The organism is Kitasatospora sp. NPDC038210 (assembly GCF_055600605.1).
In genome coordinates this window covers 432,507-454,672 of record NZ_JBVJYK010000004.1, presented here as the reverse complement: position 1 = coordinate 454,672, position 22,166 = coordinate 432,507, and the positions used below count along the sequence as shown (strand labels likewise).

Below are 22,166 nucleotides of genomic sequence, written 5' to 3'. Positions count from 1 at the left end.
ACAGGAGGGAGCACCTCATGTCCCTTGAACAGCTCGCCGGGAAGACCATCCTGGTCACCGGGGCCGGCGGCCTGATCGGCAGCCGCATCACGGGCCGGCTCCGCCAACTTGGCGCACGCGCCATCTCGGTGTGCAAGCTCGACGCCTACCCGCCCGAGGTGTACCGCGAGCGCTTCGGCATCGACACGTTCAACCCGGACTTCATCGTCGGCGACATCGCCGAACCGGGCCTGATGAACCGAGTGATCACCGAATGCGACTATGTGATCCACGCCGCTGCGCTGGCCGACGTCGCCGCCTGCACGCGCCGGCCGCTGGACGCCATCGACTCCAACATCATCGGCACACAGCACGTTCTCGACGCCGTCGCCGCCTCGACCCGGGTGCAACGCATGGTGTTCGTCTCCTCGGCCAGCGTCTACGGCAACGGCAGTCCGAAGTTCGTCGAGGACGCGGCCGTCTCACCGGTGTCGGTGTACGGGAACAGCAAGGTCTGGGGCGAGTACCAGACCGCTGCCATGCTCGGAAAGGCCGGCCACTCCTACGCGATCGTGCGGTATTTCTCGGTCTACGGCGAACCGCAGATCGTGAAGGAGAACAGCCACTCCTGGGTGGTCGCCTGGTTCGCCATGCGGGCGGCGCTCGGCCTGCCGCTGCAGCTCAACGGTGGTGGCCACCAGATCCGTGACCTGGTCCACGTCGACGACATCGCCACCGGCACCCTGCACACGCTGACCTCGCCCCGCGCGCACAACGAGACGGTCAACATCGGCACCGGCACCGGGACTTCGATCCGGCAGGTCGCCGAACTGGTCCGCGCCCACTACCCCGACACGCAGCTCGTCGAGACACCGATGCCACCCGGCGACCCCGAGGGCGGGTACGCCTCGGTCGAGCGGATGGAGGAGCTGCTGGGCTGGCGGCCGACCACCACCATCGAGGAGGGCGTCGCCCGCTACGTAGCCTGGCTGCGGGCGAACCCCAGCGCGATCCCGGAGTGGATGCGCCGGGCGGCTGCGGCCTAGATAATCGGGGGCCGGCCGAGCCGGGCCATGGTCCACACGGTGCGCCAGCGCATCGGCTTGCGCCGACCGCACGGTGTGCGCCAGCCCTCGGCGAAGCCCGCGAACCACGCCTTCAGACCGGCCGCGTTCCGCGTACGGGCGACGGTGAGCGCCACCCACACGCCGAGGTAGACCGGCACCAGCGCAGCGGGCAGGTGACGGCGCGCGAGGTACACGCGGTTGCGGGCGTTCACCCGGTAGAAAAACGAGTGCCGGGTCGGGCTGGTCCGCGGGTGCTGCAGTAGCAGCTCCGGCGCGTACAGCACCCTCCAGCCAGCGTCGAGCGCCCGCCAGGCCATGTCGGTCTCCTCGTGCGCGAAGAAGAACTCGTCCGGCCAGTCCCCGACCTGCGCCAGCATCTTTGTCGACAGCCCATGGCCGCCACCGAGGAAGGTGGTCACCTCGCCACCGCGCATCGGATCGCCGGCCCGCAGCCGGGGAACGTGGCGGCGCTGGGTCAGCCCAGTCTCGTCGGCGATCCGGAAGGACACGATGCCCAGCTGGGGGTCGGCCTCGTAGAGGGCCTCGATCCTCGCGAACACGTCGTCGGCAACCAGCAGGCCGTCGTCATCCAGGTCGATCACCACGTCCACGTCACGCAGATGCTCCAGCGCCACGTTCCGGCCGCCGGTCACTCCGAGGTTCTCGGCCAGCTCGACGCCCTCCACCCACGCCGGTAGCTCCGGCAGGGGGCAACCCTGGGCAACCACCACGACCCTCGCGGCCGGGACGGTCTGCATCTCCACCGAGGCCAGCAGCTCGGCCAGTTCCTTCGGCCGCGTGCCCATGGTCAGAACCGCCACGCCCAGCTTCAAGCCCACCGAACCCATCCCTTCGAGGAAACAGACATGGCCCAGCGAACACACCGCTCGGGCGCCGCGTCGCTCAGAGAACTCGCCGAGAACCGGATGCTTCCGGACCACCAGGTCATGGACCAATCCACACTGACCTGGATCGCCGGGATGCGGCCCGAGGTCTCCGCCGCGCCGCCCACCCTGCCACACCCGCCGCTCATGCTGGTACCGGACGTCACCTGGTTCACGGAGCCCCGGTGCGCCGACTCCATCCACGGCGTCCGTCACAACGCCCGAGTCTCGCTGCTCTCGTCGATCCTCGCCCAGGAGTACGGGCTCGACCGCGACCACAGAGCCGCGCTGTGCGTCGCCGCAGCCGTCCACGACTGCCAGCGCCACAACGACCGGGACGATCCCGGCCACGGCCGGCGGGCAGCTGCATGGTTCACCCGCAACCAGGCCGCCGTCACCGGCCTGGTCGGCCGGGAGCTGCCGCAGGACGCCCTCACGCAGGCCGCTGCCGCCATCAGCCTCCACGACGTGCCGTACGAGCGCTTCACCGTGCAGCAGAACCGCGTCTACCAGCGAGCACCGCACCTGATCGACCTACTCAAGGCCGCCGATTGCCTGGACCGCTACCGGCTCCCCCTCGCCCGCTGGTGGCCCGACCCGTCCCACCTGCGGCTCGTGCCGCCCGCCTGGCTCCACGCCGTCGCCCACGACCTGGTCGTCCGCAGCGAACAGGCCCGCCTCGACGGCGCCAGCAACCGCGGAGCGCTCATCCACGCCCGCCAGATCCTCGACCCCACCTGCTAGAAGGAGGCCGCGCCATGCACGCCGAATGGGATAACGCCCACACCGACCACACCACCACCCCCACCCGCCCCGGACCCGTCGGCCTCACCGAGACCGAAGCCGACTGGCGATCCCACCTCGAACACGACACCCCCAACGGCTGGCTCCTACGCGGCAACGCCATGACCGAGACGCTCGTCTCCGGCCGCCCCATCCACCTGATGCACACCACCGTCGCCCTCGACGCCATCCGCGCCAGCGGACACCTCTACGCCTCCAGCGGCTGCCTCGTGGCCGCCCTCTACTGCGCGCCCCTCACCCCCGAGCCCGACGGCCTACGCCCCCACAATCTGGGCAGCTACCTGCTGGAGACCAAAAAGCACACCCGCACCCTGGTCTTCGAGATCACACCCGACGCTCCCGTACCGCCCAAGGGCATCGACTACCTCCGGCTGGGCGCCATCCACCTGCGGACCTACCTCACCCACCGCAGCTTCCTCACCGAGGCCGAGGACGCCCAGCTCCGCCGGGCGGTGCAAAAGCGGATCCGCGCAGCGGCCCCCTTACTCGACACCCTTCTCGCCAACGCCGCAGGTAAGCCGACGCCGGAAGCCGAGTTCATCGACCAACTCACCGCCACCGTGCCCGCCTTTCCGTTCCTCGGCTACCTCTACTTCGAGGTTCTGTCCGAGTACCTGATGCTCCACTCCACGACCTCCGAGACAAAGGCGTACGCCCAGCTCGGGGAGATGAACAACCGCCTCTACAAGCGGCTCGCCTTCTCCGCGGTCCAAGGCATGGACCAGCTCTTTGACTTGTCCCGCTTCAACCCGGGACACGAACGCCTCCTCCAACTCGTCGGGCAGATCGATGCCGGCCTGGCGTCCGGAGTGGCCCGCTTCACCAGGCAGCGCTTGTCACACTTGTTCGCGACCGTGGCGCTCGCGCCCGCCCAGGACGTAGCATCCTTCACCTTCCACAACTTGGACTTCGACACCTTCGCCGCAACCGCGCCGTGCCTGCTGGGCCAGCTCATCTTCCGCGAGATGCGGATCATCGACCGCTACCCGCAGCTCTACCTCGCCTTCGAACAGGCCAAGGCCCTGGAAGCATGGGCCTACTGGAACACCGAGGGCATCCCGGCACCCTTTAACGGCACAATCCCGAAGGGCGAGATCGGCATCAACACGGCCTACCCGCGAGCCAGCCACACGGTATGGACGGCAGAGACCTGCGAACGCGGCCTGCTGCACCCGATCGAGCAGCTCGACTCCACCCTCCTCCCCCGCCTCGCCGAGCTATCCATGACGGCAATGCGCAGGGACCAGACGGGGAAGGCCGCCGGACACCTGCGGCAGACCTCGGCGCACTGATCCCAGCGGCGTCTCAAGGCTCGTCCCAGGCTCGCGAGCACCTGCTGCCCTGGAGCGAACTCGCGCTCACCGCGAACTAAATGCAGGTCGGCGCTGCACCGGCAGGCCACCGGGCGGGAGCTGGAGCTTGAACTCCGACTGTTCGGCGCGACCGTCGTGGAGATGACCGGTGTCTGGCCAGACCAACCTTCTCCAGGAAGACCTTGGCCCGGAACTAGCAGGCACGGCGGGGAGTTCACCCGGGAATGTACAGGTCAGGTCAGGAGCCAGCACATCAGGCCGGACAATCTTAAAAAAGGCCCGCTTGTGGGCTCTTGAGTGGTTCCATTGTTGCCTGATGATGTGGACCGGGGCCGGGTCCGCTGTTCAGCGGCAGCCAGACCGCCTTCGTGCATGCTGCCCGGTCCGCCTCGGCAACGCCCGGGGCGGGAGCAGCCAGGACTTCTCACCCCGATCACAGGTGAGGCGCGAGCCTTCGGGGAGTGGAGCGGGAACGATGGCGTCAGTAGAACAGCAAGTGAAGAGCGCCGACAGCGTGATCTGCCAAAACCTAGCCAACCTAGCAGGCGACCGGGGCTTCCTCTCGCAGAACGTGTTGGGGCAGCTCCGGAATCTCGTCGAGGGGCTTGCTGTCTGGGCGCACCTCGGCGATCGCTCGACTGAGTTTCACTACAACCAGGTCGGGCCGGCCTTGGATGCTGTCAGAGCGCTCGCCAAGTTCAGGCTCCTGAGCAGATTCCATGGATTGCTCCAGGCCAGCGTCTCGCACTACACGCTGGATCGCGATCCGTCTGAGCGGTTGATGCTGAAGTACTACGAGTACCTGCTCCGCACACGCGACCTGGCACAGGATCTCCTCGGAATCAAAATCCTGCACAGCATCGAACAGTTTCCAATCGATCTCGACCCCTCATTGCATGAGTACTACGAGAGGATTGCCGCCCGCATCCAGCAGCAAAAGACGGTAACGTCCTCAAGCGCACGTCGCGAGCGGTACTACATTCACAGTTCTCGCCCCTTCTTCATCTCCGGCCGCATCTACTACGAAGTGACGTTTTATCTCGCCCACAATCGGACGAGTAAGTTCGATCGCATCATTGGGTTCACCGAAATCGACGTCACCGACAAATATGCGGCTAGCCTGGAGCTGGCCAGCGACACGATCGAGGTCCTCGGACAGACGATGCCGATCACGCTGATCCGCTCATGGGAGGTGTCAATCCGGCCGTGCGAGTTCGACAATTTCGCTCGCCTCTTCGACGCCTCTCACGGCAAGGTCAGAGCGTCGAATTCCGAGTACCGAAACCTGATGCGGTACCTCACGACAACACGATCAAGTCTGCTTGATCTCATGGATATGACCGACGCAGCATACGGCTCGTTCCGCTCCTGGGTGCTAACCGGAGCCCAACGAGATGCGGTTATCTTCCCCATTCTTGACCGTGCACGATCACTCGTTCGCAACGACCAGCCAGGTTCTCGTCTGTTGCGGTACCTCATGCTGCGGATGAACAATCGTGTCATCAAGGCACAGTTCGATGCTGACCAGTGTTCTGCACTCTCCGGGCTGCGCGTTTCCTGGAGTTGCAGGCCCTTCGACACGATGCCGTTCTGCACATCACCGCGCGGACACAACCCGCGCTTTGGGGACCTTACCGAGAGTCTGGACGCGAGGACCCGACCTCACGAGCTGCTGGCCAGACGAGTCCGGAGCAACGTCGAGCAGCGCGGCGTGATCTATACGCCGGCAGCCGAGCTGGAGGACCTCGGTGACGTCGACGATCTGATCGCGCGCCACAATCGGATGCTGCCACCCACTGAACGGCACAAGCCGCGGAAGCTGGCTCATGAAAATGGGCACGTTTTTATCGTCGGATACGAGGATGACACGGTCTCGATCATCAACGAACTCCGAAAGATGTCTGCCAGTGGCGTCTCTCAACACAGCAGCGATGTACAGGCATGGATTGATGCGAACCCAGGTGCCATCGATGACCCTTTGAAGGCCAAGGCACTGACGGAATTGTTTGAGCACTCGAAGATCGCCCTCGTCTACGGCGCAGCCGGTACTGGAAAGTCCACGATGGTGAATCACATTGCAAACTACTTCAGTGGCGCCCGGAAGCTATTCTTGGCACACACTAATCCGGCCGTCGACAATCTGAAGAGGCGAGTACAAGCGCCGAACGTCGAGTTCAGCACGATCAGCAAGCACGTGCGCAAAGGTACGTCGCTCGGCGCAAAGTACGACGTATTGGTGATCGATGAGTGCAGCACAGTAAGCAACGCAAGCCTGCTCGATGTACTTGAGAAGACATCCTTCGATCTGCTCGTACTCGTTGGCGATGTCTACCAGATCGAGTCGATCGAGTTTGGCAACTGGTTCAGCATCATCCGGTCGTACATCCCGAGCGAGTCCGTCTTCGAACTTACAGAGCCCTTCAGGACGACCGATCAGAGCCTTCTCACACTATGGGACAGGGTGCGGAACCTGGACGACCGCATCGAAGAGTCACTCTCCAAGAATGGCTACTCTACGGTTCTGGGAGACTCGCTGTTTCAGCATCGAAGCGACGATGAGATCGTACTCTGCCTGAACTATGACGGCCTTTACGGCATCAACAACGTCAACCGGTTCCTACAGGCGAGCAACCCGAATCCAGCCGTGGCGTGGAGCGAGTCTACGTACAAGGTCGGCGATCCCGTACTCTTCAACGAGTCCGATCGGTTCAGCCCGGTCATCTTCAATAACTTGAAGGGCAGGATCGTCAAGATCATTCGCACGCCCGGCCGTATCACTTTCGATGTGAATCTCGAACGGGATTTCACTGAAGCCGAGGCAATTTTCTCAGGTTTGCGCTGGGCAGGAGACTCGACGGTCCAGTTCGATGTCTTCGAACGTGGCGACAGTGACGATGACGATGACTCGGTCACTACCATGGTTCCGTTTCAGATCGCTTACGCCGTATCGATCCACAAAGCACAGGGCGTTGAGTACAAGTCAGTCAAGGTTGTTATCACGGACGCCAACGAGGAAAGCATCTCCCATAGCATCTTCTATACCGCGATCACCCGCGCTCGGGAACGTCTTGAAGTGTTCTGGACTCCAGAGACACAGCATCGAATCCTGAGTCGTCTCGCAGTACGCGAGAACACGAAAGACGAGCATCTGATGAAGATCCGCCGAGGTTTGGCCCCTGTTGAGAAGCGACCGAAGCGAGGTAAGACGCGCCAGCTACCATAGCCACGGGGTTGGAAACAGAGGCCAACAGTCGATTGCTGGCCTCACCTTCGATGCGCTCGGTCGGATCGCAGCGATCAAGGTCACGATAGGCGGGCACTGAACCGCACTGAGCGAAGCCGTCGCCCACGACCAGCGGCGATCGACGCTGGCTTGGTTGCAGTTCTGGTTGCATTCACCCTCGTCCATCGCCGTTCGGAAGTCAGCCGACAGGCTGCTCCGCCCCAAGTCAGGACCTCTCCGACCGTCCTCGGACAGCCGGACGAACAGTTGGAAAGCGTGTTGGGGGCAACCCCTCACGAGTTCGAATCTCGTATCCTCCGCCTCTGCCTAGCAAGGCAGTTGAAGGCCCCGACCGGGAATCTGGTCGGGGCCTTCTTCGTGTCATGGTCTCAGTTCCGGTCTCAGTTCGTCGGCACCGGGTGAGCAACTACTTCGGACCACCCTGGCGGCACCGCAGCCCCGGAGGCCCGACCGCTGCCACGCACATGATCCCCACCTAAACGGGTAGCCGCATGGTTCGAGGAGCTGCAATGGGAAGCAGGCGAACCGCCGTGGAGAGTCACCTCGGCCCAGCAGCAGTCCGCCGTCACTGCCATCTGGATTTCACCGCCGGAAGTGGAGCGTCCCCCGTCAGCGAAGGTCGGGCGTTCACCCGCCAAACCCTGTCCGGTTGGCATCTCGCCCCATCCGTTCTCGGCGACGACGTCCAGCTCATCGTCTCGGAACTGCTCACCAACGCCGCCAGGTACACGGCGGGCCCACTCGCACTGGATCTGGACCAGAACGGCCCGTGCCTGCGCATCACCGTCACCGACCCCCGCTCCGGTACCGCGCTGCCCGATCCCGGCGCACACCAGCCGACCCGGGTCGGCGGCCATGGCCTGTTCATCGTCGACCGCCTCGCCCTCTGCTGGGGCGCCCTCCCGAACGACGGCGGCAAGGCCGTATGGGCCGAACTCCTCGTCCCCTCCGAACAACCACCACCATCGCCTTGAAACCCCGCGCCGTGACACGGGCAGGCGGGCGAAAACTCGACCCCGCGTTCCACGGTGTGGCCCGTCGGCCGATCCTCAAGTCAGGCATTGCAAAAGCGGAATCCCGGTTCATACTTGTGGTATGTCGGATGAGCGAGAGCCGCGAACGAGCTGGACGTTCCTGACGCAGCACGCGCGTGTGCTGTTGATGATCTCGCGGGACGCGGACGTCCGCTTGCGGGACCTGGCCACGATGTGCGGCATGACCGAACGGGCCGCGCGGGCGATCGTCACGGACCTGGAGAAGGCCGGCTACCTGACCCACTCCCGGCACGGACGCCGCAACCGCTACCAGGTAGTTCGCGGCACGCACTTCCGTCATCCCGCCGAGGGCCACCACGAGATCGCCGGGCTGCTGGCCCTGTTCGCCGATCTCGCCCCCGACGCCGGCCACCAGCCTGCGACCACCACCGGTGATCATCATGATGAGCATCCGTGACCCCGCGCCAACCCGTCTCCCGTACCCCGCCGCACCTTGTGCGCGTCCCGGCCGCCCTGCCACCACCCCTCCCGTTGAGGCGGTGAGTCCAGTGCCCGACCCCATCGGATCCACCCGGCACGACTGCCCCGACCCCCCGCGCGTTCCCACCCCGCACCTGCGGATCACCACCACGAAGCTCCCCGGGACGGCCGTGATCGTCTGCCTCGACGGCGAAGCGGACCAGGAAGACCGCCGCAAGCTGAACGACGCCCTCTCCCGCGCTCTCCAGGACCGCCCACCCCGGCTGGTCATCGACCTGGCCGGCCAGACCTTCTGCTACTCCGTGTGCCTCAACGCCCTGCTCGCCGCCCGTATGGACGCGAGGGCCGCAGGAGTGGAGATGGTGCTGGCCGCCCCGCCGCCCCAGACCATGCGATTGCTGGAGATCACCGGCACCGACGAACTCTTCGCCGTCCGGAGCAGTGTGCGCGCCGCCCTGGCAGGCGCCAGGTAGGTCGGGTGAGGAGCTTCGGATGGACACTCCGTCTCGCTACGCGGTGACCCTTCCGGGTGTGCCCGGAAGGCACAGTCCGCTCGAGGTCGTCGTCGTTCATGCCACGGACGAGGTGACCGCGGACGGGACCCCGGTCTACGCGGACAAGGCAGGCACCCTCCGCGTAGAGATCATCGGGGAGACGGCCCGACCGCTCGCCGAGCCGACCGGTCAGGGACGGCACACCTGCCTGCACGCCACTGCCCTGACCTCGCCGCGGCTTCGCTCCGGGCGTGGCCCGACCTGTCACCATGCTCGATTCCTGACCGGCGCAAACAACCCAGGACTCTCGAACGCGGGCACTCAGCCTCAGGCAGCCTTGCCCGCGAGGAGGCTGGTGACACGGTCAGCCATGAGGACACCGAGGATGTAGCCGTCCTCGTCGACGACGGGCCAGACCGCCAGGCGCTTGACCCGCATGGCGATCGCGGCCAGGGCCAGGCCCATGGTCGGCCAGGCGAACGGGCCGCGCTGGTGGGTGGTGGCACTGATCGCGGTCCGTCCGGTGTACCAGGATCGGTTCAGGAACGGATGGAGTCCGGTGCGGGTGACCAGCCCCTCGCACCGGCCGTCGTGGTCGCGGACCAGCAGGTAATCGAGGTGGGCGCCGCGAAGGACGTCGTCGGCCTGGTCAACGGTGCTGTCGTCGGCTATCTGGTAGTCGCAGGGGTCCATGGCGTCGGCGACCGTGAGGCCGTGGCCGGGCCGTACCGACTGCGGGGAGTGGGTGGTCACGGTGCTCACCGTTCCCGTCTCCGGCTGCCCTCTGGGGGGCTGCCGAGTTTCCTTCACCCAGAACGAGGCCGGAACGGGTACCGGAATGCGTGATGCCCTGGATGCCTACGACCCTACTCCGGTGGCGAGCGGACCGGAGCAGACCGCTGCGGAGTAGCCTGGGAGACAACCGAGGACATATCGCACACCGGCATCAGCGTCGACGTCGCCCTGGGTCATGACGGGTCCCTCGCGGACCGGACGGGCGGCTTCGCATGATGCCGATTCCTTTCCCCACCTCTTCCTCTCCTGGGCCGTGGACGGCGCCCGGCGCCCCGCTTCTGCCTCGCCTGGTGCTGGAACCGACGATGTCCCGGGAGGGCGTCTTCGACGGCGCCTGGTGGCCCCGCTCGAACCACGTCCTCGCCGAACTGCCGGACCTGATCACCGCGCTCGGCGCCCACTTCGGGCGCATCGTCCGGGTCGGCCTCGACACCTCGGCCTGGGACGGCGTGCCCCGGTCCGTGGCGGCAAACGGCCTGACGGTCAGGATCAACTGGTTCACCGGCAGCGACGCGACGATCAGCGTCACCCGGGGATTCCAGGACCACTTCCTACTCCTGGTGGTACCGCCCGGCACCAAGTCGGCAACGGCCGCCTCGGCGATGACCGGAGCCTCAGCAACCGGAAACCACACCCCGGCGGCAGAACTCCTGCTCGGCTGAGCAACCCGGACACACGCCGACACCGCCGCGCACCGGACCACTCCGGGTCGACGCGGCGGGGAGCGGGGACCTGTCGCCTGTACCGGGTCTCCGGCATTGAGCGGCCGCCGCCCCTCGTCCGGGCAGGCGGCCGCACCGGGGTCGGCCGATGATGGATCCAAGGGGCGCGCAACGTTCGAGGCGGCGTATGGCCGTGTGGCATGTCCGGGACTTCACGCCGGACGACCTCGAAGCGGTGGTCCGGATCGACGCCGAGAGCACCACCACGGGCCAGGCCGCCGTCTTCCGGCTCTCCGACGTGGTCGCCGCTCTGCAGGCACGGAATCCGAGCGTCGTCGTGGTGGCCGACGGGCATCTCGTGGGCGCGGCGGTGGGCCGGGTGGACGGCGACCGGGCGTGGGTGCTGCGCATCGCCCTGCACCCCGCCTGGCGGAACCTGGGCATCGGCTCCGCCTTGCTGTCGGCATTGGAGCACCGTCTGCGGGACGCCGGTGCCAGGATCGTCGCGGCGCTGCTGCCCGACGAGGAGACCGGAGCCACCGCACTGGTCAACTCCGGATTCCACCCCCACCGGGGGCTCACGTACTTCGAGAAGTCGGAGGTCGTGAGTGCTCAGGGCGCGGCGGTCCTGGCGGTGCTCGGCGCGGTCATGCCCGAAGCCAGCCTCTGGGAGCAGCTCACGGGCATGGCCGACGAGAAGCGGCTCATCGAACGGCGCCTGGTGCTGCCCCTGGCGAATCCCGAGCTGGCGGACGCCCACGGGGTGGAACCACCCCGCGCGGTGGTGCTGTTCGGTCCGCCGGGCACGGGCAAGAGCACGTTCGCCAAGGCCGTGGCCGGCCGGTTGGGCTGGCCGTTCGTCGAGCTCTTCCCCTCCCGGCTCGCATCCGAGGACGGGCTGGCCACCGGTCTCGGCCGCCGCTTCGAGGAGGTGGCGCAGCTCGACCACGTGCTGCTCTTCATCGACGAGGTCGAGGAGGTCGCCGGTACGCGCAGCCTCGCCGCCCCCGCGTCGGTTGGCGTGGTCAACGAACTCCTCAAGTCGATCGTGCGGTTCCGCGACCGCGACGGCCGGCTGCTCGTCTGCGCCACCAACTCGGTGACCGCCCTGGACCCGGCGTTCCTGCGGCACGGCCGGTTCGACTACGTCCTGCCGGTCGGGCCACCCGACTCCGTGGCCCGCGACGTGCTGTGGGCCGGCTACACGGCGAAAACGGGTACCGCCGCCGACACCGCGGTCCTCGCCGGGGCCAGCGAGGGCTTCACTCCCGCCGACATCAGGCAGGTCGCCATGGCCGTCGCCCAGAGCGCGTTCGAGCGCACGCTCGACACCGGGGAGCGGATCCAGCCCAGTACCCAGGACTACCTGGACGCCATCCACCGCACCCGTCCGACCGTTTCCGACGAAATGGCCCGGGAGTTCGCCGACCAGGCGGTCCGCTACGGGCGCGTCTGATGGACACCTCGCCGTTGCGGGGTGTCCGTCCGAAGGTGCCGGGCATCGGACCCGACCACCGCGACGACGCCGCGTCCGGGCGGAACGCGGAGTAGCCTGGACATCACCGAAGGCACTTCGCATGCCGGCACCGGATACTGGCGTCGTCTCCGGCGAACCGCAATGCCGGACCCGACCTCGTGGGCCGGGCCCGGGGACAGGTCCTTGATCATGACCACGACCCTCGATCGTGCGACGGCGCCCGCCGCCCCGGATTCCTCGGCACGGCTCTCCCTCACGCCCAGTGGCGTGCGGCCCGGCCGCCTGGACGGAGCCTGGTGGCCGCGCTCGCGTGATCTTCTTCTCGAACTCCCCGCCCTGGCCGCCGAGATCGACGAGCGGTGGGGGCGGGTCACCCGGATCACCGTGAACCCCGCGCAGTGGCCCGTCGTCCCCCGCCGGATCCCGGTCGCCGGGCACACCGTCCACGCGGGCTGGTTCACCACCGAACAGGACGAGCACACGATCGCGGTGTTCTCGTACGCCCCGCGTCGGCTGAACCTGCTGGTCGTCCCGCCGGAGACGGATGCCGTCGGTGCCGCCCGGCTGATGGCCGAAGCCGCCAGCCCCGCGAACACCATGGCCGCGAGCGGTCTCCTCACCGTGGAGACGGGCGGCGGCGCACAGCGGCAGAGGCCCGGTTCCGACTTCCTGCCATCAGCAGTCGTCCCCTCCGACGGTGCCGGTGAGGCCAGCAGACGGGCGGATGTCGCCCGCAGCCGGGCCGCCTCCTGGCCGGTGGCCGCGTAGCGACGGAACGGGCGGTGCCCGCTACGGCCGCAGGGCCGGGTGTGTCACTCGCGTGACCACTCGGCCTCGGCCTGGGGCGGGCCGACGGCGGCGTCCCCGTCCCAGAGGCGGATCCTGATCGCCCGGGGGCCGGGCGCGGGCCGGGAGAGCGTGCGCACGAACACGTCCCGCAGGTGGTTGGCCGCCTGCTGGGGCGGCCCGTCGTACTCCAGCGGATCCTGCATGGTTGTGCCGTCCTGCCGGGACCAGCGGCCGTCGTCGTCCTGCGTCTCCAGAACCCATCGGTAGTGCCGCATCCTGGTCTCCCGTGCCGACGTTCCCGCCCAGTACTCGGCGCCGTCAGTACTCGGCGCCGCTTCGCAGGTAGTTGCCCACGACCTGGAGCCACGCCCCGGGGCCGAAGCAGACCTCGATCCGGTACGGCGTGTCCTCGAAGACCCGCAGGACGCGCAGCGCGCCGCTCGGATGCAGGTCGTACTCGAAGGTGACGCCGTCCGCACCGTCCTCGTACTGCAGGTCCAGCGGCCCCTTCGACGGTTCCGCCGGCGCCCGGGCCTCGACCGAGAGTTTCACGTAGACGGACATCTCCGCGTTCCACCCTTCCTGTCTGCCCGAGGAGCCCGGCCCGCGAGCCCGGCCATCAGGACTCCTCGCCTGGTGGTTCGGAGCCGATGCCGGTGGTGATGAGGATCTGCCGCGCGGAGTCGGTTCCACCGGCCTCGACCGCACGTGCCATCGCGGCCAGGGCCGCCTCGCGGCTCGCCCGCGGGGGGCGAGCAGGCTGAAGTGATCGTGGTCGCCCCGTGTGACGATCACCGGGTCGTCGCCGACCGGGTACCGGTCGATGTGCACCGACCGGCCGTCTACGACCAGCCGTGCTGGGACGTCGTCCCAGGCTTCAGCGTCCAGCGCGACGCTCGCCACGGGGCCGAGGTGTTCGGTCAACGCCCTGACCGGACCGGGCAGTTCGGCTTCGACATCCCGTGAACGCGGCCACCACGCGCCGTCGAGCACCCCCTCGCGCGACCGGGTGGTCTCCAGGCGCAACAGGACTGTCCCCGGCTTCGCGGCCTGCCGGAACCGGTCCGGCAGAAGTCCTGGGCGCGCGGCACCGGTTTCGTCCGACATGGCTCGCCACCTGTTCCGTGGACGCACGCCGACCCCGCCGAGCGAGCGCCGACCGTCGGGGAGCGGCGGCTCGGGCCGCCCCGATATCCCCACGGTACTCCGCCCGCACCGCACCGACCCGGCGCGGTACGAGAGCCGGCCCAGCGTGGTCCCTCTCAGCGCCACTCGATCAGAAACAGGGTGGCGTCGTCGCTCGTGCGCCCGCCCCGCTTCTCCTTCAGGACGTGGGAGAGCGCGCGCACCACGGCCCGCACCCCGACCTGCGAGCGCTCGACGCGGTTGACCCAGTCGATGAGCTGGTCCTCCCCGAACTGCTCCCCGCCGGGCTCGCGCTCCTCGACCAGGCCGTCGGTGAAGCACAGCACCCGGTCACCGTGCCGCAGCGCCCGCTCGCTGATCACCGGCTGCTCGCCGCCGAACCCGACCGGCAGGGTGGTGGCGCTCTCCAACCGCTCGACGACGACGTGGTCGCGGATCAGCAACGGCCGGGGATGGCCGGCGTTCACCCACTGCAGGTGCCCGGTCCCGGTGTCCAGCCGCATCATCTGCGCGGTGACGAAGTGGTCGGGGCCGAACTGCTCGGCGACGGCCCGGTCCATGAACGCGTAGATCTCGGCCAGTCCGATGTCGGCGCGCCGGGCGTGGCGGTACGCGCCGATGGCCACGGTCGCCATGGTCGCGGCGTCCAGCCCGTGGCCCATCGCGTCGATCGTGGCCACGTGCAGCACGTCGTCGTTGAGCGCGTAGTCGAAGCTGTCGCCGGCCACCCGGTAGGCGGGCTCGAGGATGCCCGCCACCGCGACCCGCGGGACGGTCATCGACAGCGGCGGCAGCAGCGACCACTGGATCTCCGCCGCCACGGTCATCGGTTCCAGGCGCCGGGCCTGGAAGATCCGGTCGGTGTAGCCGCTCTTGGTGACCAGCAGATCGGCGACCAGCGCGGCGAGGCGCCACAAGAACAGCCGATCGTCGTCATCGACGGCGTCCAGCGTGAGGGCCAGCACCCCCACCTCGTCACCGCCGTCCAGCAACGGCAGGTACACCCGCACCCCATCGGCCAGCGGTTCCTCGACGGGGGCACCGCTCAGGAAGGCCGCACCCGCGGGGGACCCGTCGACCGGCACCGGCTCCCCGGCGGCCAGCCCCTGACCGGGCAGCGGCACCAGGGCCAGCTGGCCGTAGTCCTGCAGCAGGAGCACCGGGCCACGACCGCCGACCCTCGCCGCCGCTTCGGCGACCAACGGACCGATGAGCCGGGGCGGCAGCTCATGGACCTGATCGAGCAACGCCCCCAGCAAGTACTCGCCCAGTCCTCCCACCCGGCCCGGTCGGCCCTCGCCATCGCTGCTCACCGCCGCGTCCTCCCTGCCCGCGCACCACCGGCGCGGGCGCGATCGACCCCGGACCCCGGCGCGGTTCGCCGAACCGGTCCTTCCATTACGCCCGACGGCAGCGCGTTGCGCCCCCGGTCATGACCTCGGGCTGCCCCGCAGCACGGCCGACAGCGGTTGCAGTTCTGGTTGCATTCACCCCCGTCCGGCCCCGTTCAGAGATCGACTGACGGATCGCTCCGCCGCAGGTCAGGACAGACGCGGACCTCTTCGGACAGCCGGACGAACATTTGGAAAGCGTGTTGGGGGCAACCCCTCACGAGTTCGAATCTCGTATCCTCCGCCTTCACGAAGGCCCCGACCGGTTCGCCGGTCGGGGCCTTCGTCGTGTTAGGGGATGCGGTCCGCCGGGGACTCCGAGGCCGCCCGGCGATCCGGCAGGGGAAACCGGTCGGCGTCCCCCGTCGTGTCGCGGGCGGCCACGGCGGTGCGGGTCAGGCCGCCCGTCCGGCGGGGCGGACCAGGCGCCGGGCCACCCAGACCGCTCCGCCGAGGGCGAATCCGTAGACGGAGACGAGCCCGTGGCCGTTGTCCTGGGCGATCCACATCGCGAGGCCGAGCGCCGGGACGCCGGCCGCCAGGGCGATCTCCTTGGGCAGGCGGGTGCGGGTGAGGAAGGCGAGGGCGAGGGTGGCGCCGAGGAAGTAGGTGGCGCCGGAGCTGCCGGCGAAGTTGCGGGGGTCGGTGCTGGGGCCGTCGCCGAGGCCGAGCAGGGTGTCCAGGCGGCCGGGCAGCAGGATGCCCGTGAGGAAGAAGGCGAGGGTGAGCGGGCCGCCCCAGTACCACTGGGCGAGTGCGGCGACGGCGGCGAGGGTGACGAGGTTCCACAGGCCGCCGAAGAGGCCGCCGTTCTGCATGAACACCGAGGTGAACTCGCGCCACCAGCCGGACTTGGCGGGGTCGGCGTCCAGCGCGTCCATGGCACCGGACCAGACCAGCTGGAGCAGCACGCCGCCGACGGCGACCGCGGTCAGGGCGATCGCCGCCCACGGGAGCGGCCGTCCGCGCAGGGTGTCGCGGCCGACCACGCCGAGCCCGCAGTTGACCATCATGACCATCAGCGCGGCCGTGGTCACGTTGAAGACGATCGCCCCCATGTCGGCCCCTCCCCCCGGTTGCGGCGCCTTTTCCAACGCCGTTCGAAAACCTGATGACGCAAAGCTAGCACAGTTTTCGAACGGTGTTGGAAAAGCGTTGTACGGTGGATCGCATGAAGCTCACCAAGGACCGCATCGTCGACGCGGGCATGGCCGTCTTCGCCGAGGTCGGCTACCAGAACCTGTCCATGCGCCAGGTCGCCGACCGCCTCGACGCCCACGCGGGCAGCCTCTACTACCACGTGCGCAGCAAGGACGAGCTGCTCGCCCTGATGGCCGACCGCGTCTGCCGCCGGGCCCACGACACCGGCACCGAAGCCCTCGCCGCCCTCCCGCCCGACGCCACCTGGCAGGACCGCATCGAGGCCCAGGCCACCGCGCTGCGCCTGAGCATCAAGCAGCACGCCGGCGGCGCCCAACTCCTCGCCGAGAGCCCGGGCATGCTCAGCACCGGCGCCCTGTCCCTGATGGAGCGCCTCCTGCGCACCCTCCTCGACGCCGGCCTGCCCGCCGGCCGGTGCGGCATCGCCGCCGACACCCTGCTCAGCCACGTCACCGGCTTCGTCCTCCAGGAGCAGAACCAGCCCGCCACCCCGCCGACCGTCACCGCCGAGCTCTACGCCGAGCTGTGCGAGCAGTTCCCGCTGATCACGGGCCCGCTGATCCCGCGCCTGAGCCAGGACGAGAAGTTCGCGCAGAGCGTCCACCTACTCTGCGCCGGCTTCGCGACCGTCCTCGAATGACGGGAACCGGGATCACTTCGAGATCGTTTCAAACGATGTTCGAAAAGGTGGGGCACCATCGCGCCACCCGTCACCGGGGAGGGAAACCGTGTCGAAGGACGTGTACAAGGAGTTCTCGGACAGCGTCGACCGCGAGGTCGCGAAGCTCGTGGACCGCACCAACCGGGAGGCCGCGCGGGCCGTCGACCGGGCACTGGGCAGGACGGGTGCCGCGCGGGCGTTCGACACCGCCCACTGGCAGCGCCGGCTCGACGAACTGCTCGCCACGCACCGCATCCCCGGCGCCGCGCTGGCCGTCCTCGCCGACGGTGAGATCCACGAGCTGGCCGGCGGCATCCTGCACACCGGCACCGGGGTCGAGACCACCACCGACTCCGTCTTCCAGATCGGTTCGGTCAGCAAGGGCTACACCGCCGCTCTGGTCCTGGCCCTCGCCGACGCCGGCAAGCTCGACCTGGACCGGCCGGTCGTCGCCGTCCTGCCGGAATTCGCGCTCGCCGACGCCGAGGCCGCCCGCACCATCACGCCGCGTCAACTGCTCAACCACACCAGCGGGATCGAGGGCGACCACGTCAACGACACGGGCCGCGGCGACGACTGCCTGGCCCGCTACGTCGACGGCACGCGCGACGTCGGCCTCACCAACCCGCCCGGCGCCACCATGTCCTACTCCAGCACCGCCTACAACGTCCTCGGCCGGATCGTGGAGGTGATCACCGGCCTGACCTGGGACGAGGCGCTCAGGGAACTCATCTGCGAGCCGCTCGGGCTCCGGCACACCATGACGCTGCCCGAGGAGGTGCTGCGCTTCCGCGCCGCGATGGGGCACATGGGCGAGCCCGGCGAGGAGCCGGTGCCCACCCCGCTGTGGAACATGCTGCCGCGCTCCGCCGGACCGTACGGCGGCATCAGCGCCACGGCGGCCGACGTGGTCCGCTTCGCCCGGATGTTCATCGACGGCGGAACCGCGCCCGACGGCACCCGGGTGCTCTCCGCCGCGGCGGTGGAGGCGATGCTCACGCGTGAGGTCGAGATGCCCGACCAGTGGTTCCTCGGCGCCCACTGGGGCCTCGGCTGGGGCCTGTTCGAGTGGGACGGCGCCCGCGGCTTCGGCCACGACGGCAGCACCTTCGGCCAGCTCGCCTACCTGCGGGCCATCCCCGAGAAGGGCCTCGCCATCGCCCTGCTCACCAACGGCGGAGGCGCCGCACCGAAGGTCCACGAGGCCCTCTGCCGCGAACTGAGCGCCGAGCTCGCCGGAGTCGCGATGCCCGCGTTCGGGCCGGGCGACAACCCCCCGACCGTCGACACCGAGCCCTTCATCGGCCGCTACAAGCGCGAGGGCTTCCTCATGACGATCACCGCCCCTGCCAGCGGCGGCAGCGACGACGGCGGCGGCGGCGGCGTACTGAGCCTGCGCTACGAAGGTGTCGAAGGCCTCGCCGGCACCTTCGACCCGCTCGTCTGGCACCTCACCCCCGTCTCCGACACCCCCGCCAAGACCGTCTTCGCCGGCCGCCGCAACGACAAGGACGCCTGGATCCCCGTCGTCTTCTACGCCCTCCCCGACGGCACCCGCTACGTCCACTTCGGCGTCCGCGCCACCGCCAGGACGGCCTGATCCCACTCACCCTCCGCGATGATCGAAGCCCCGGACCGTCTCGGACGGTCCGGGCCTTCGCCGCCCCGCCCCACCCGTCGAGGAGCAGCCGGCCGCCGTGCGGCCCTGCCCGCCCCTCCGGCCCACCGCCCCGGACAACCGGAGCAGGCGCCGATGCGCCCGGTGCCGTCGATCGACGTCAGCCGGACGGGCTCCACGTCGCCATCTGCTCCCGGAAGGTCGGGCAGCTGACGATGTCCGTTTCGCCGCACTGGAGGGCGTGGGTCAGGAGCTGGTGGGCGTGGTCGAGATCGACCATGCGCTGCTCGATCTCGGCGACCTTGGCGCGGATCATCGCCTGCCTGCGCGGCTGGTCCTGCTGGAACTCCCTGACCTCGGCCAGGCTCAGCCCGGCTTGCTGGAACTTGCGCAGCAGCACGATCCGCTCCGCGGCCTGCGGCGGATAGCGCCGCTGCCCGCTCTCGCGTTCGGGCGCCGGCAGCAGGCCGTGGCGCTCCCAGAACCGGATGGCCGACGCCGGAACGTCGGTCATCTCGGCGAGCCGGCCGATCGTCATGCGCATGCTCCGGCGACTCCTCTCCCCGTCGTCGTCCCGGCGTGCCGGGCCGAGGCTTGACTTGAACCTTAGTTCAAGTCACAGAGTGGGCGACACGTGCAGCGGCGGCGAACCGGCCGCCGCCGACAGGGAATCGGAGACGAAGAGATGACAGACGCGCCCGCAGTGAAGAGCCTGGCCCACCAGCTCGTCGAAGCCGCCCGGCAGCTCTTCGTGGCAGGGGTGATGTCACACTCCGGGCACGCCAACCTGAGTGTCCGGCTCGACGCCGACCGCTTCCTGCTGACCCCGGGGTTCGTCCGCGACCTGGAGCCCCACCAGTTGGCGACCATCGGTCTCGACGGGCAGGTCCTGGAAGGAGAACTGCGCTCCGTCAGCGCCGAGATCATCACCATGCACAGCGTCGTCTACCGCGCCCGCCCGCACGTGGGCGCGATCATCCACACCCACTCGCCCGCCGCGACCGCCTTCGCGGTGGCCCACCGGCCGCTGCCGTGCCGCACCGAGCCGATGCTCCGCTTCGGACAGCCCGAGGAAGTACCGGTGGTGCCCTGGGGGCCGCGCGGGTCGGACGTGTCGGTACGGGGCATCGCCGACGTCCTGGAGCGACGCCCGACGACGTCCGCGGTCCTCCTGGCCAACCACGGGCTGCTGGTGTTCGGCCCGGACGCGGCGGCCGCCGGCCACCTCGTGGTGGCGATCGAGGAGAGCGCCGAGGCCGAGATCGCCGCTGCGGCGATCGGCGGGGCCGTGGACTTCCCCGAGGGCGCCCTGGAGGCCGTCCGGGCTTCGATCGCACGGGTCTCGTCATGACCGACCTCACCTTCGCCGAGCGTTCCGAAGCCCTGCGGGAGCGCTACCGCACAACGCTCGGAGCGGTCCCTCCCGCGGTGGAGGACCGTCTGCGGGTGGCCCAGTCCTTCGGGCGGCTCTCCACCGAGGAGGCGTTCACGGCCCTGCGCCACATCGTGCTGGCCGACAGCCCACTCGGCGGTCGAGTCCAACAGCTGGTCCACTTCGGGCAGTTGCTGGCCCTCGGCCGGGCGGAACCGGCCCGGATCCACGCCCGGGGAGCACTCCACGCGGGCGCCGGAATCGCCGACCTCATCGGAGTCGCGGAGACCGCGCTCATCACCTCGGGCACGCCGGCCTACGCGCTCGGCATCGAGATCATCGTCGAGCTCCTGCCGGACGACCACGGCCAGGACGGCTGACCACCCGCGCACGGGCGACGCGGGACGCGTGAAGTCCCCGCCCGCCCGCAGGCCGGGCTGGTGGCGCGTCTGCCGCCGCCGAGTACCGACGCACTGCCCGCTGAGGGCCGGAGCCCACCGTCCACCGGGTGTTGCGGACATGCTCAATGCGCGCCTAGCGTGAATGACCCCTTTGATCCGTTCACCTGGAGAGGCACACCTTGATGTTGCGTCACGTCAGGACCGCCGCGCGGGCGTTACTCGCGGCCGGCCTGCTCGTCAGCGGGACCCTCGCGGGCGCGTCGCCGGCGGCGGCGGCTGCGGCGCCGACGGCCCTGCCCGCGTCCGACTACACCCTCACCGCGGACTACCACCGGTACGACGCGCTGAACTCGGCGCTCGTCACGACGCTGGGGACCTCCGCCGTGCACACGGTGATGGAGAACGCGAACCACCAGCGGCAGGCGCTCCCCTCGTCCTTCTCCGTCGCCGGCCTGTCCACCGGCTTCCGGTTCGACGACGGCGACGACTCCGACTGCCAGAGCTTCCCGCAGGGCATCACGACGAGCCGGGACGCCGTGGGGACCGCGAACAGCGGCAACTACGACGGCCACCAGCTCGTACTGGTGAGCTGGTACACCAAGGACGGCTGCAACGGCGCCCAGCAGCGCAGCCGGATCACCCTGGCCGACTGGGACGCCACCTACCCCAACACGTACCGGAAGATCCTCCTGGTGGAGCCGACCGGCACCGCCGCGGCGCCGGACTTCAAGGACATCCCGATCCACGCCGGCGGCGTCTCGTGGTACGGCGACTACCTCTACGTCGCCGACACCGGGCGCGGCATGCGCGTCTTCGACATGCGGAAGATCCTCAACACCGACTCCGGCGGCACCGCCGACCAGATCGGCCGCCAGTCCGGCACGGTCTACTACGCCCACAACTACGCCTACGTGCTGCCCCAGGTCGGCACGATCACCTCGCACACGCCCCCCGGCAAGGACCTGGTGTGGTCGTCGGTCTCCCTCGACCGGGTGAGCAAGTCGATCGTGATGACGGAGTACACCTGCCAGGCGGACTGCACCGACTACCCCAACCGCCCGCCGAGGGCGGTGCGCTTCCCGTTCGCGGCCGGGGCGACGACGTTCGCCGCGACCACGACCGCCGCTCAGGCCCTCCAACTGCCCTGGTACAACCTCAACGGCGTGGCGTCCCACAACGGCCGGTGGTGGTTCAACTCCTCGGGGCAGAAGAAGCTCTACTACTGGACCCCGACCGCGGGCCCCGCGACCTTCGCCTGGGTCAGTGGCGGCGAGAGCCTCTCCTACTGGGAGGACACCACCGACCCCGACCTGCTCTGGTCGCTGCAGGAACCCGCGGGCGGACGCAACGTCTTCGCGGTCACCCAGGCCACCTACGGCGGCGGCTGAGCACCGGACCCGCACCCGGGCCGGGGCGCGGGAACGGGGCAACGG

The 22,166-nt window shown here is 69.0% G+C and carries 23 protein-coding genes and 1 pseudogene; 16 read left to right on the top strand and 8 right to left on the bottom strand.

Translation table 11 applies throughout. The features are described 5' to 3' along the window. Window positions 1-17: 17 nt before the first annotated feature. Window positions 18-1,025: an NAD-dependent epimerase/dehydratase family protein gene (locus ACZ7KX_RS11220; protein ID WP_470326224.1), complete on the top strand. Its 1,008-nt coding sequence runs from the start codon at window positions 18-20 to the stop codon at window positions 1,023-1,025. On the opposite strand, the gene ACZ7KX_RS11215 is transcribed toward ACZ7KX_RS11220, so the two are convergent. Next, a complete protein-coding gene (locus ACZ7KX_RS11215) occupies window positions 1,022-1,894 on the bottom strand; it encodes a glycosyltransferase family 2 protein (RefSeq protein WP_470326223.1) in 873 nt (290 codons plus the stop codon). The two genes, ACZ7KX_RS11220 and ACZ7KX_RS11215, sit on opposite strands and share 4 nt — an antisense overlap. 18 nt (window positions 1,895-1,912) lie before the next feature. Between ACZ7KX_RS11215 and ACZ7KX_RS11210 the strand changes: the two genes are divergently transcribed. The 7 genes from ACZ7KX_RS11210 (at window position 1,913) to ACZ7KX_RS11180 (ending at window position 9,651) form a co-directional block, all read left to right on the top strand. Further along, window positions 1,913-2,674 carry a hypothetical protein gene (locus tag ACZ7KX_RS11210; RefSeq protein ID WP_470326222.1) on the top strand — a complete coding sequence of 254 codons (762 nt, stop codon included), beginning with the start codon at window positions 1,913-1,915 and terminating at the stop codon, window positions 2,672-2,674. 14 nt (window positions 2,675-2,688) lie between these two features. Then, window positions 2,689-4,026 carry a hypothetical protein gene (locus ACZ7KX_RS11205; RefSeq protein WP_470326221.1) on the top strand — a complete coding sequence of 446 codons (1,338 nt, stop codon included), beginning with the start codon at window positions 2,689-2,691 and terminating at the stop codon, window positions 4,024-4,026. Window positions 4,027-4,543: 517 nt separating this feature from the next. After that, a complete protein-coding gene (locus ACZ7KX_RS11200; RefSeq protein WP_470326220.1) occupies window positions 4,544-7,270 on the top strand; it encodes an ATP-dependent DNA helicase in 2,727 nt (908 codons plus the stop codon). Window positions 7,271-7,821: 551 nt separating this feature from the next. Further along, on the top strand, window positions 7,822-8,265 hold the full coding sequence (locus tag ACZ7KX_RS11195; RefSeq protein WP_470326219.1) for an ATP-binding protein: 444 nt from the start codon (window positions 7,822-7,824) through the stop codon (window positions 8,263-8,265). Between the two features lie 121 nt (window positions 8,266-8,386). Then, on the top strand, window positions 8,387-8,743 hold the full coding sequence (locus ACZ7KX_RS11190) for a MarR family transcriptional regulator (RefSeq protein WP_470326218.1): 357 nt from the start codon (window positions 8,387-8,389) through the stop codon (window positions 8,741-8,743). 91 nt (window positions 8,744-8,834) lie between these two features. Continuing rightward, window positions 8,835-9,239 (top strand): STAS domain-containing protein, encoded by a 405-nt coding sequence (locus tag ACZ7KX_RS11185; RefSeq protein WP_470326217.1) that lies wholly within the window; start codon window positions 8,835-8,837, stop codon window positions 9,237-9,239. A gap of 19 nt (window positions 9,240-9,258) precedes the next feature. Then, entirely contained in the window at window positions 9,259-9,651 is a 393-nt protein-coding gene (locus tag ACZ7KX_RS11180; RefSeq protein WP_470326216.1) for a DUF6296 family protein, read from the top strand. Here the strand turns inward: ACZ7KX_RS11180 and ACZ7KX_RS11175 are convergent. Continuing rightward, on the bottom strand, window positions 9,588-10,013 hold the full coding sequence (locus tag ACZ7KX_RS11175) for a CBS domain-containing protein (protein WP_387752406.1): 426 nt from the start codon (window positions 10,011-10,013) through the stop codon (window positions 9,588-9,590). The genes ACZ7KX_RS11180 and ACZ7KX_RS11175 overlap by 64 nt on opposite strands. 332 nt (window positions 10,014-10,345) lie before the next feature. On the opposite strand from ACZ7KX_RS11175, the gene ACZ7KX_RS11170 reads away from it, so the two are divergent. From ACZ7KX_RS11170 to ACZ7KX_RS11160, 3 genes are all read left to right on the top strand, one after another. Then, a complete protein-coding gene (locus ACZ7KX_RS11170) occupies window positions 10,346-10,717 on the top strand; it encodes a DUF5994 family protein (protein ID WP_470326215.1) in 372 nt (123 codons plus the stop codon). A gap of 187 nt (window positions 10,718-10,904) precedes the next feature. Further along, on the top strand, window positions 10,905-12,173 hold the full coding sequence (locus ACZ7KX_RS11165) for an ATP-binding protein (protein WP_470326214.1): 1,269 nt from the start codon (window positions 10,905-10,907) through the stop codon (window positions 12,171-12,173). Window positions 12,174-12,383: 210 nt separating this feature from the next. Further along, window positions 12,384-12,962 (top strand): DUF5994 family protein, encoded by a 579-nt coding sequence (locus tag ACZ7KX_RS11160; RefSeq protein ID WP_470326213.1) that lies wholly within the window; start codon window positions 12,384-12,386, stop codon window positions 12,960-12,962. 44 nt (window positions 12,963-13,006) lie between these two features. On the opposite strand, the gene ACZ7KX_RS11155 is transcribed toward ACZ7KX_RS11160, so the two are convergent. From ACZ7KX_RS11155 to ACZ7KX_RS11135, 5 genes and pseudogenes are all read right to left on the bottom strand, one after another. Then, the gene (locus ACZ7KX_RS11155) at window positions 13,007-13,258 is read right to left on the bottom strand and encodes a hypothetical protein (RefSeq protein WP_470326212.1); all 252 of its coding nucleotides are present in this window, start codon (window positions 13,256-13,258) and stop codon (window positions 13,007-13,009) included. Window positions 13,259-13,301: 43 nt separating this feature from the next. Further along, complete coding sequence (locus tag ACZ7KX_RS11150) at window positions 13,302-13,547, bottom strand: hypothetical protein (RefSeq protein WP_470326310.1); 246 nt, start codon at window positions 13,545-13,547, stop codon at window positions 13,302-13,304. A gap of 249 nt (window positions 13,548-13,796) precedes the next feature. Beyond that, a pseudogene (locus ACZ7KX_RS11145) lies at window positions 13,797-14,090 on the bottom strand (DUF5994 family protein); the annotation flags it as partial. A 155-nt stretch (window positions 14,091-14,245) separates the two neighbouring features. Continuing rightward, window positions 14,246-15,442, bottom strand: a complete 1,197-nt coding sequence (locus tag ACZ7KX_RS11140) for a PP2C family protein-serine/threonine phosphatase (protein WP_470326211.1) — start codon at window positions 15,440-15,442, stop codon at window positions 14,246-14,248. Window positions 15,443-15,915: 473 nt separating this feature from the next. After that, window positions 15,916-16,578: a hypothetical protein gene (locus ACZ7KX_RS11135; protein ID WP_470326210.1), complete on the bottom strand. Its 663-nt coding sequence runs from the start codon at window positions 16,576-16,578 to the stop codon at window positions 15,916-15,918. Between the two features lie 113 nt (window positions 16,579-16,691). On the opposite strand from ACZ7KX_RS11135, the gene ACZ7KX_RS11130 reads away from it, so the two are divergent. Next, entirely contained in the window at window positions 16,692-17,321 is a 630-nt protein-coding gene (locus ACZ7KX_RS11130) for a TetR/AcrR family transcriptional regulator (RefSeq protein WP_470326209.1), read from the top strand. Between the two features lie 88 nt (window positions 17,322-17,409). Continuing rightward, complete coding sequence (locus tag ACZ7KX_RS11125) at window positions 17,410-18,942, top strand: serine hydrolase domain-containing protein (protein WP_470326208.1); 1,533 nt, start codon at window positions 17,410-17,412, stop codon at window positions 18,940-18,942. 178 nt (window positions 18,943-19,120) lie between these two features. Here ACZ7KX_RS11125 and ACZ7KX_RS11120 read toward each other — a convergent pair whose 3' ends face one another. After that, on the bottom strand, window positions 19,121-19,504 hold the full coding sequence (locus tag ACZ7KX_RS11120) for a MerR family transcriptional regulator (protein WP_350519753.1): 384 nt from the start codon (window positions 19,502-19,504) through the stop codon (window positions 19,121-19,123). A 141-nt stretch (window positions 19,505-19,645) separates the two neighbouring features. Here ACZ7KX_RS11120 and ACZ7KX_RS11115 point away from each other — a divergent pair, with 141 nt between their 5' ends. The 3 genes from ACZ7KX_RS11115 (at window position 19,646) to ACZ7KX_RS11105 (ending at window position 22,121) form a co-directional block, all read left to right on the top strand. Continuing rightward, window positions 19,646-20,311: a class II aldolase/adducin family protein gene (locus ACZ7KX_RS11115; RefSeq protein ID WP_470326207.1), complete on the top strand. Its 666-nt coding sequence runs from the start codon at window positions 19,646-19,648 to the stop codon at window positions 20,309-20,311. Next, window positions 20,308-20,712, top strand: coding sequence for a carboxymuconolactone decarboxylase family protein (locus ACZ7KX_RS11110; protein ID WP_470326206.1), 405 nt, complete (start codon window positions 20,308-20,310; stop codon window positions 20,710-20,712). The genes ACZ7KX_RS11115 and ACZ7KX_RS11110 overlap by 4 nt, the downstream gene beginning before the upstream one ends. A 203-nt stretch (window positions 20,713-20,915) precedes the next feature. Then, window positions 20,916-22,121 carry a hypothetical protein gene (locus tag ACZ7KX_RS11105; protein ID WP_470326308.1) on the top strand — a complete coding sequence of 402 codons (1,206 nt, stop codon included), beginning with the start codon at window positions 20,916-20,918 and terminating at the stop codon, window positions 22,119-22,121. Window positions 22,122-22,166 lie beyond the last annotated feature (45 nt).

Coding starts and splice junctions, on each gene's coding strand:
- ACZ7KX_RS11180 (WP_470326216.1), top strand. CDS start 9,259: ATGGACACTCCGTCTCGCTACGCGGTGACCCTTCCGGGTGTGCCCGGA.
- ACZ7KX_RS11215 (WP_470326223.1), bottom strand. CDS start 1,894: ATGGGTTCGGTGGGCTTGAAGCTGGGCGTGGCGGTTCTGACCATGGGC.
- ACZ7KX_RS11190 (WP_470326218.1), top strand. CDS start 8,387: ATGTCGGATGAGCGAGAGCCGCGAACGAGCTGGACGTTCCTGACGCAG.
- ACZ7KX_RS11155 (WP_470326212.1), bottom strand. CDS start 13,258: ATGCGGCACTACCGATGGGTTCTGGAGACGCAGGACGACGACGGCCGC.
- ACZ7KX_RS11150 (WP_470326310.1), bottom strand. CDS start 13,547: ATGTCCGTCTACGTGAAACTCTCGGTCGAGGCCCGGGCGCCGGCGGAA.
- ACZ7KX_RS11120 (WP_350519753.1), bottom strand. CDS start 19,504: ATGCGCATGACGATCGGCCGGCTCGCCGAGATGACCGACGTTCCGGCG.
- ACZ7KX_RS11135 (WP_470326210.1), bottom strand. CDS start 16,578: ATGGGGGCGATCGTCTTCAACGTGACCACGGCCGCGCTGATGGTCATG.
- ACZ7KX_RS11110 (WP_470326206.1), top strand. CDS start 20,308: ATGACCGACCTCACCTTCGCCGAGCGTTCCGAAGCCCTGCGGGAGCGC.
- ACZ7KX_RS11220 (WP_470326224.1), top strand. CDS start 18: ATGTCCCTTGAACAGCTCGCCGGGAAGACCATCCTGGTCACCGGGGCC.
- ACZ7KX_RS11205 (WP_470326221.1), top strand. CDS start 2,689: ATGCACGCCGAATGGGATAACGCCCACACCGACCACACCACCACCCCC.
- ACZ7KX_RS11210 (WP_470326222.1), top strand. CDS start 1,913: ATGGCCCAGCGAACACACCGCTCGGGCGCCGCGTCGCTCAGAGAACTC.
- ACZ7KX_RS11105 (WP_470326308.1), top strand. CDS start 20,916: ATGTTGCGTCACGTCAGGACCGCCGCGCGGGCGTTACTCGCGGCCGGC.
- ACZ7KX_RS11165 (WP_470326214.1), top strand. CDS start 10,905: ATGGCCGTGTGGCATGTCCGGGACTTCACGCCGGACGACCTCGAAGCG.
- ACZ7KX_RS11130 (WP_470326209.1), top strand. CDS start 16,692: ATGAAGCTCACCAAGGACCGCATCGTCGACGCGGGCATGGCCGTCTTC.
- ACZ7KX_RS11160 (WP_470326213.1), top strand. CDS start 12,384: ATGACCACGACCCTCGATCGTGCGACGGCGCCCGCCGCCCCGGATTCC.
- ACZ7KX_RS11115 (WP_470326207.1), top strand. CDS start 19,646: ATGACAGACGCGCCCGCAGTGAAGAGCCTGGCCCACCAGCTCGTCGAA.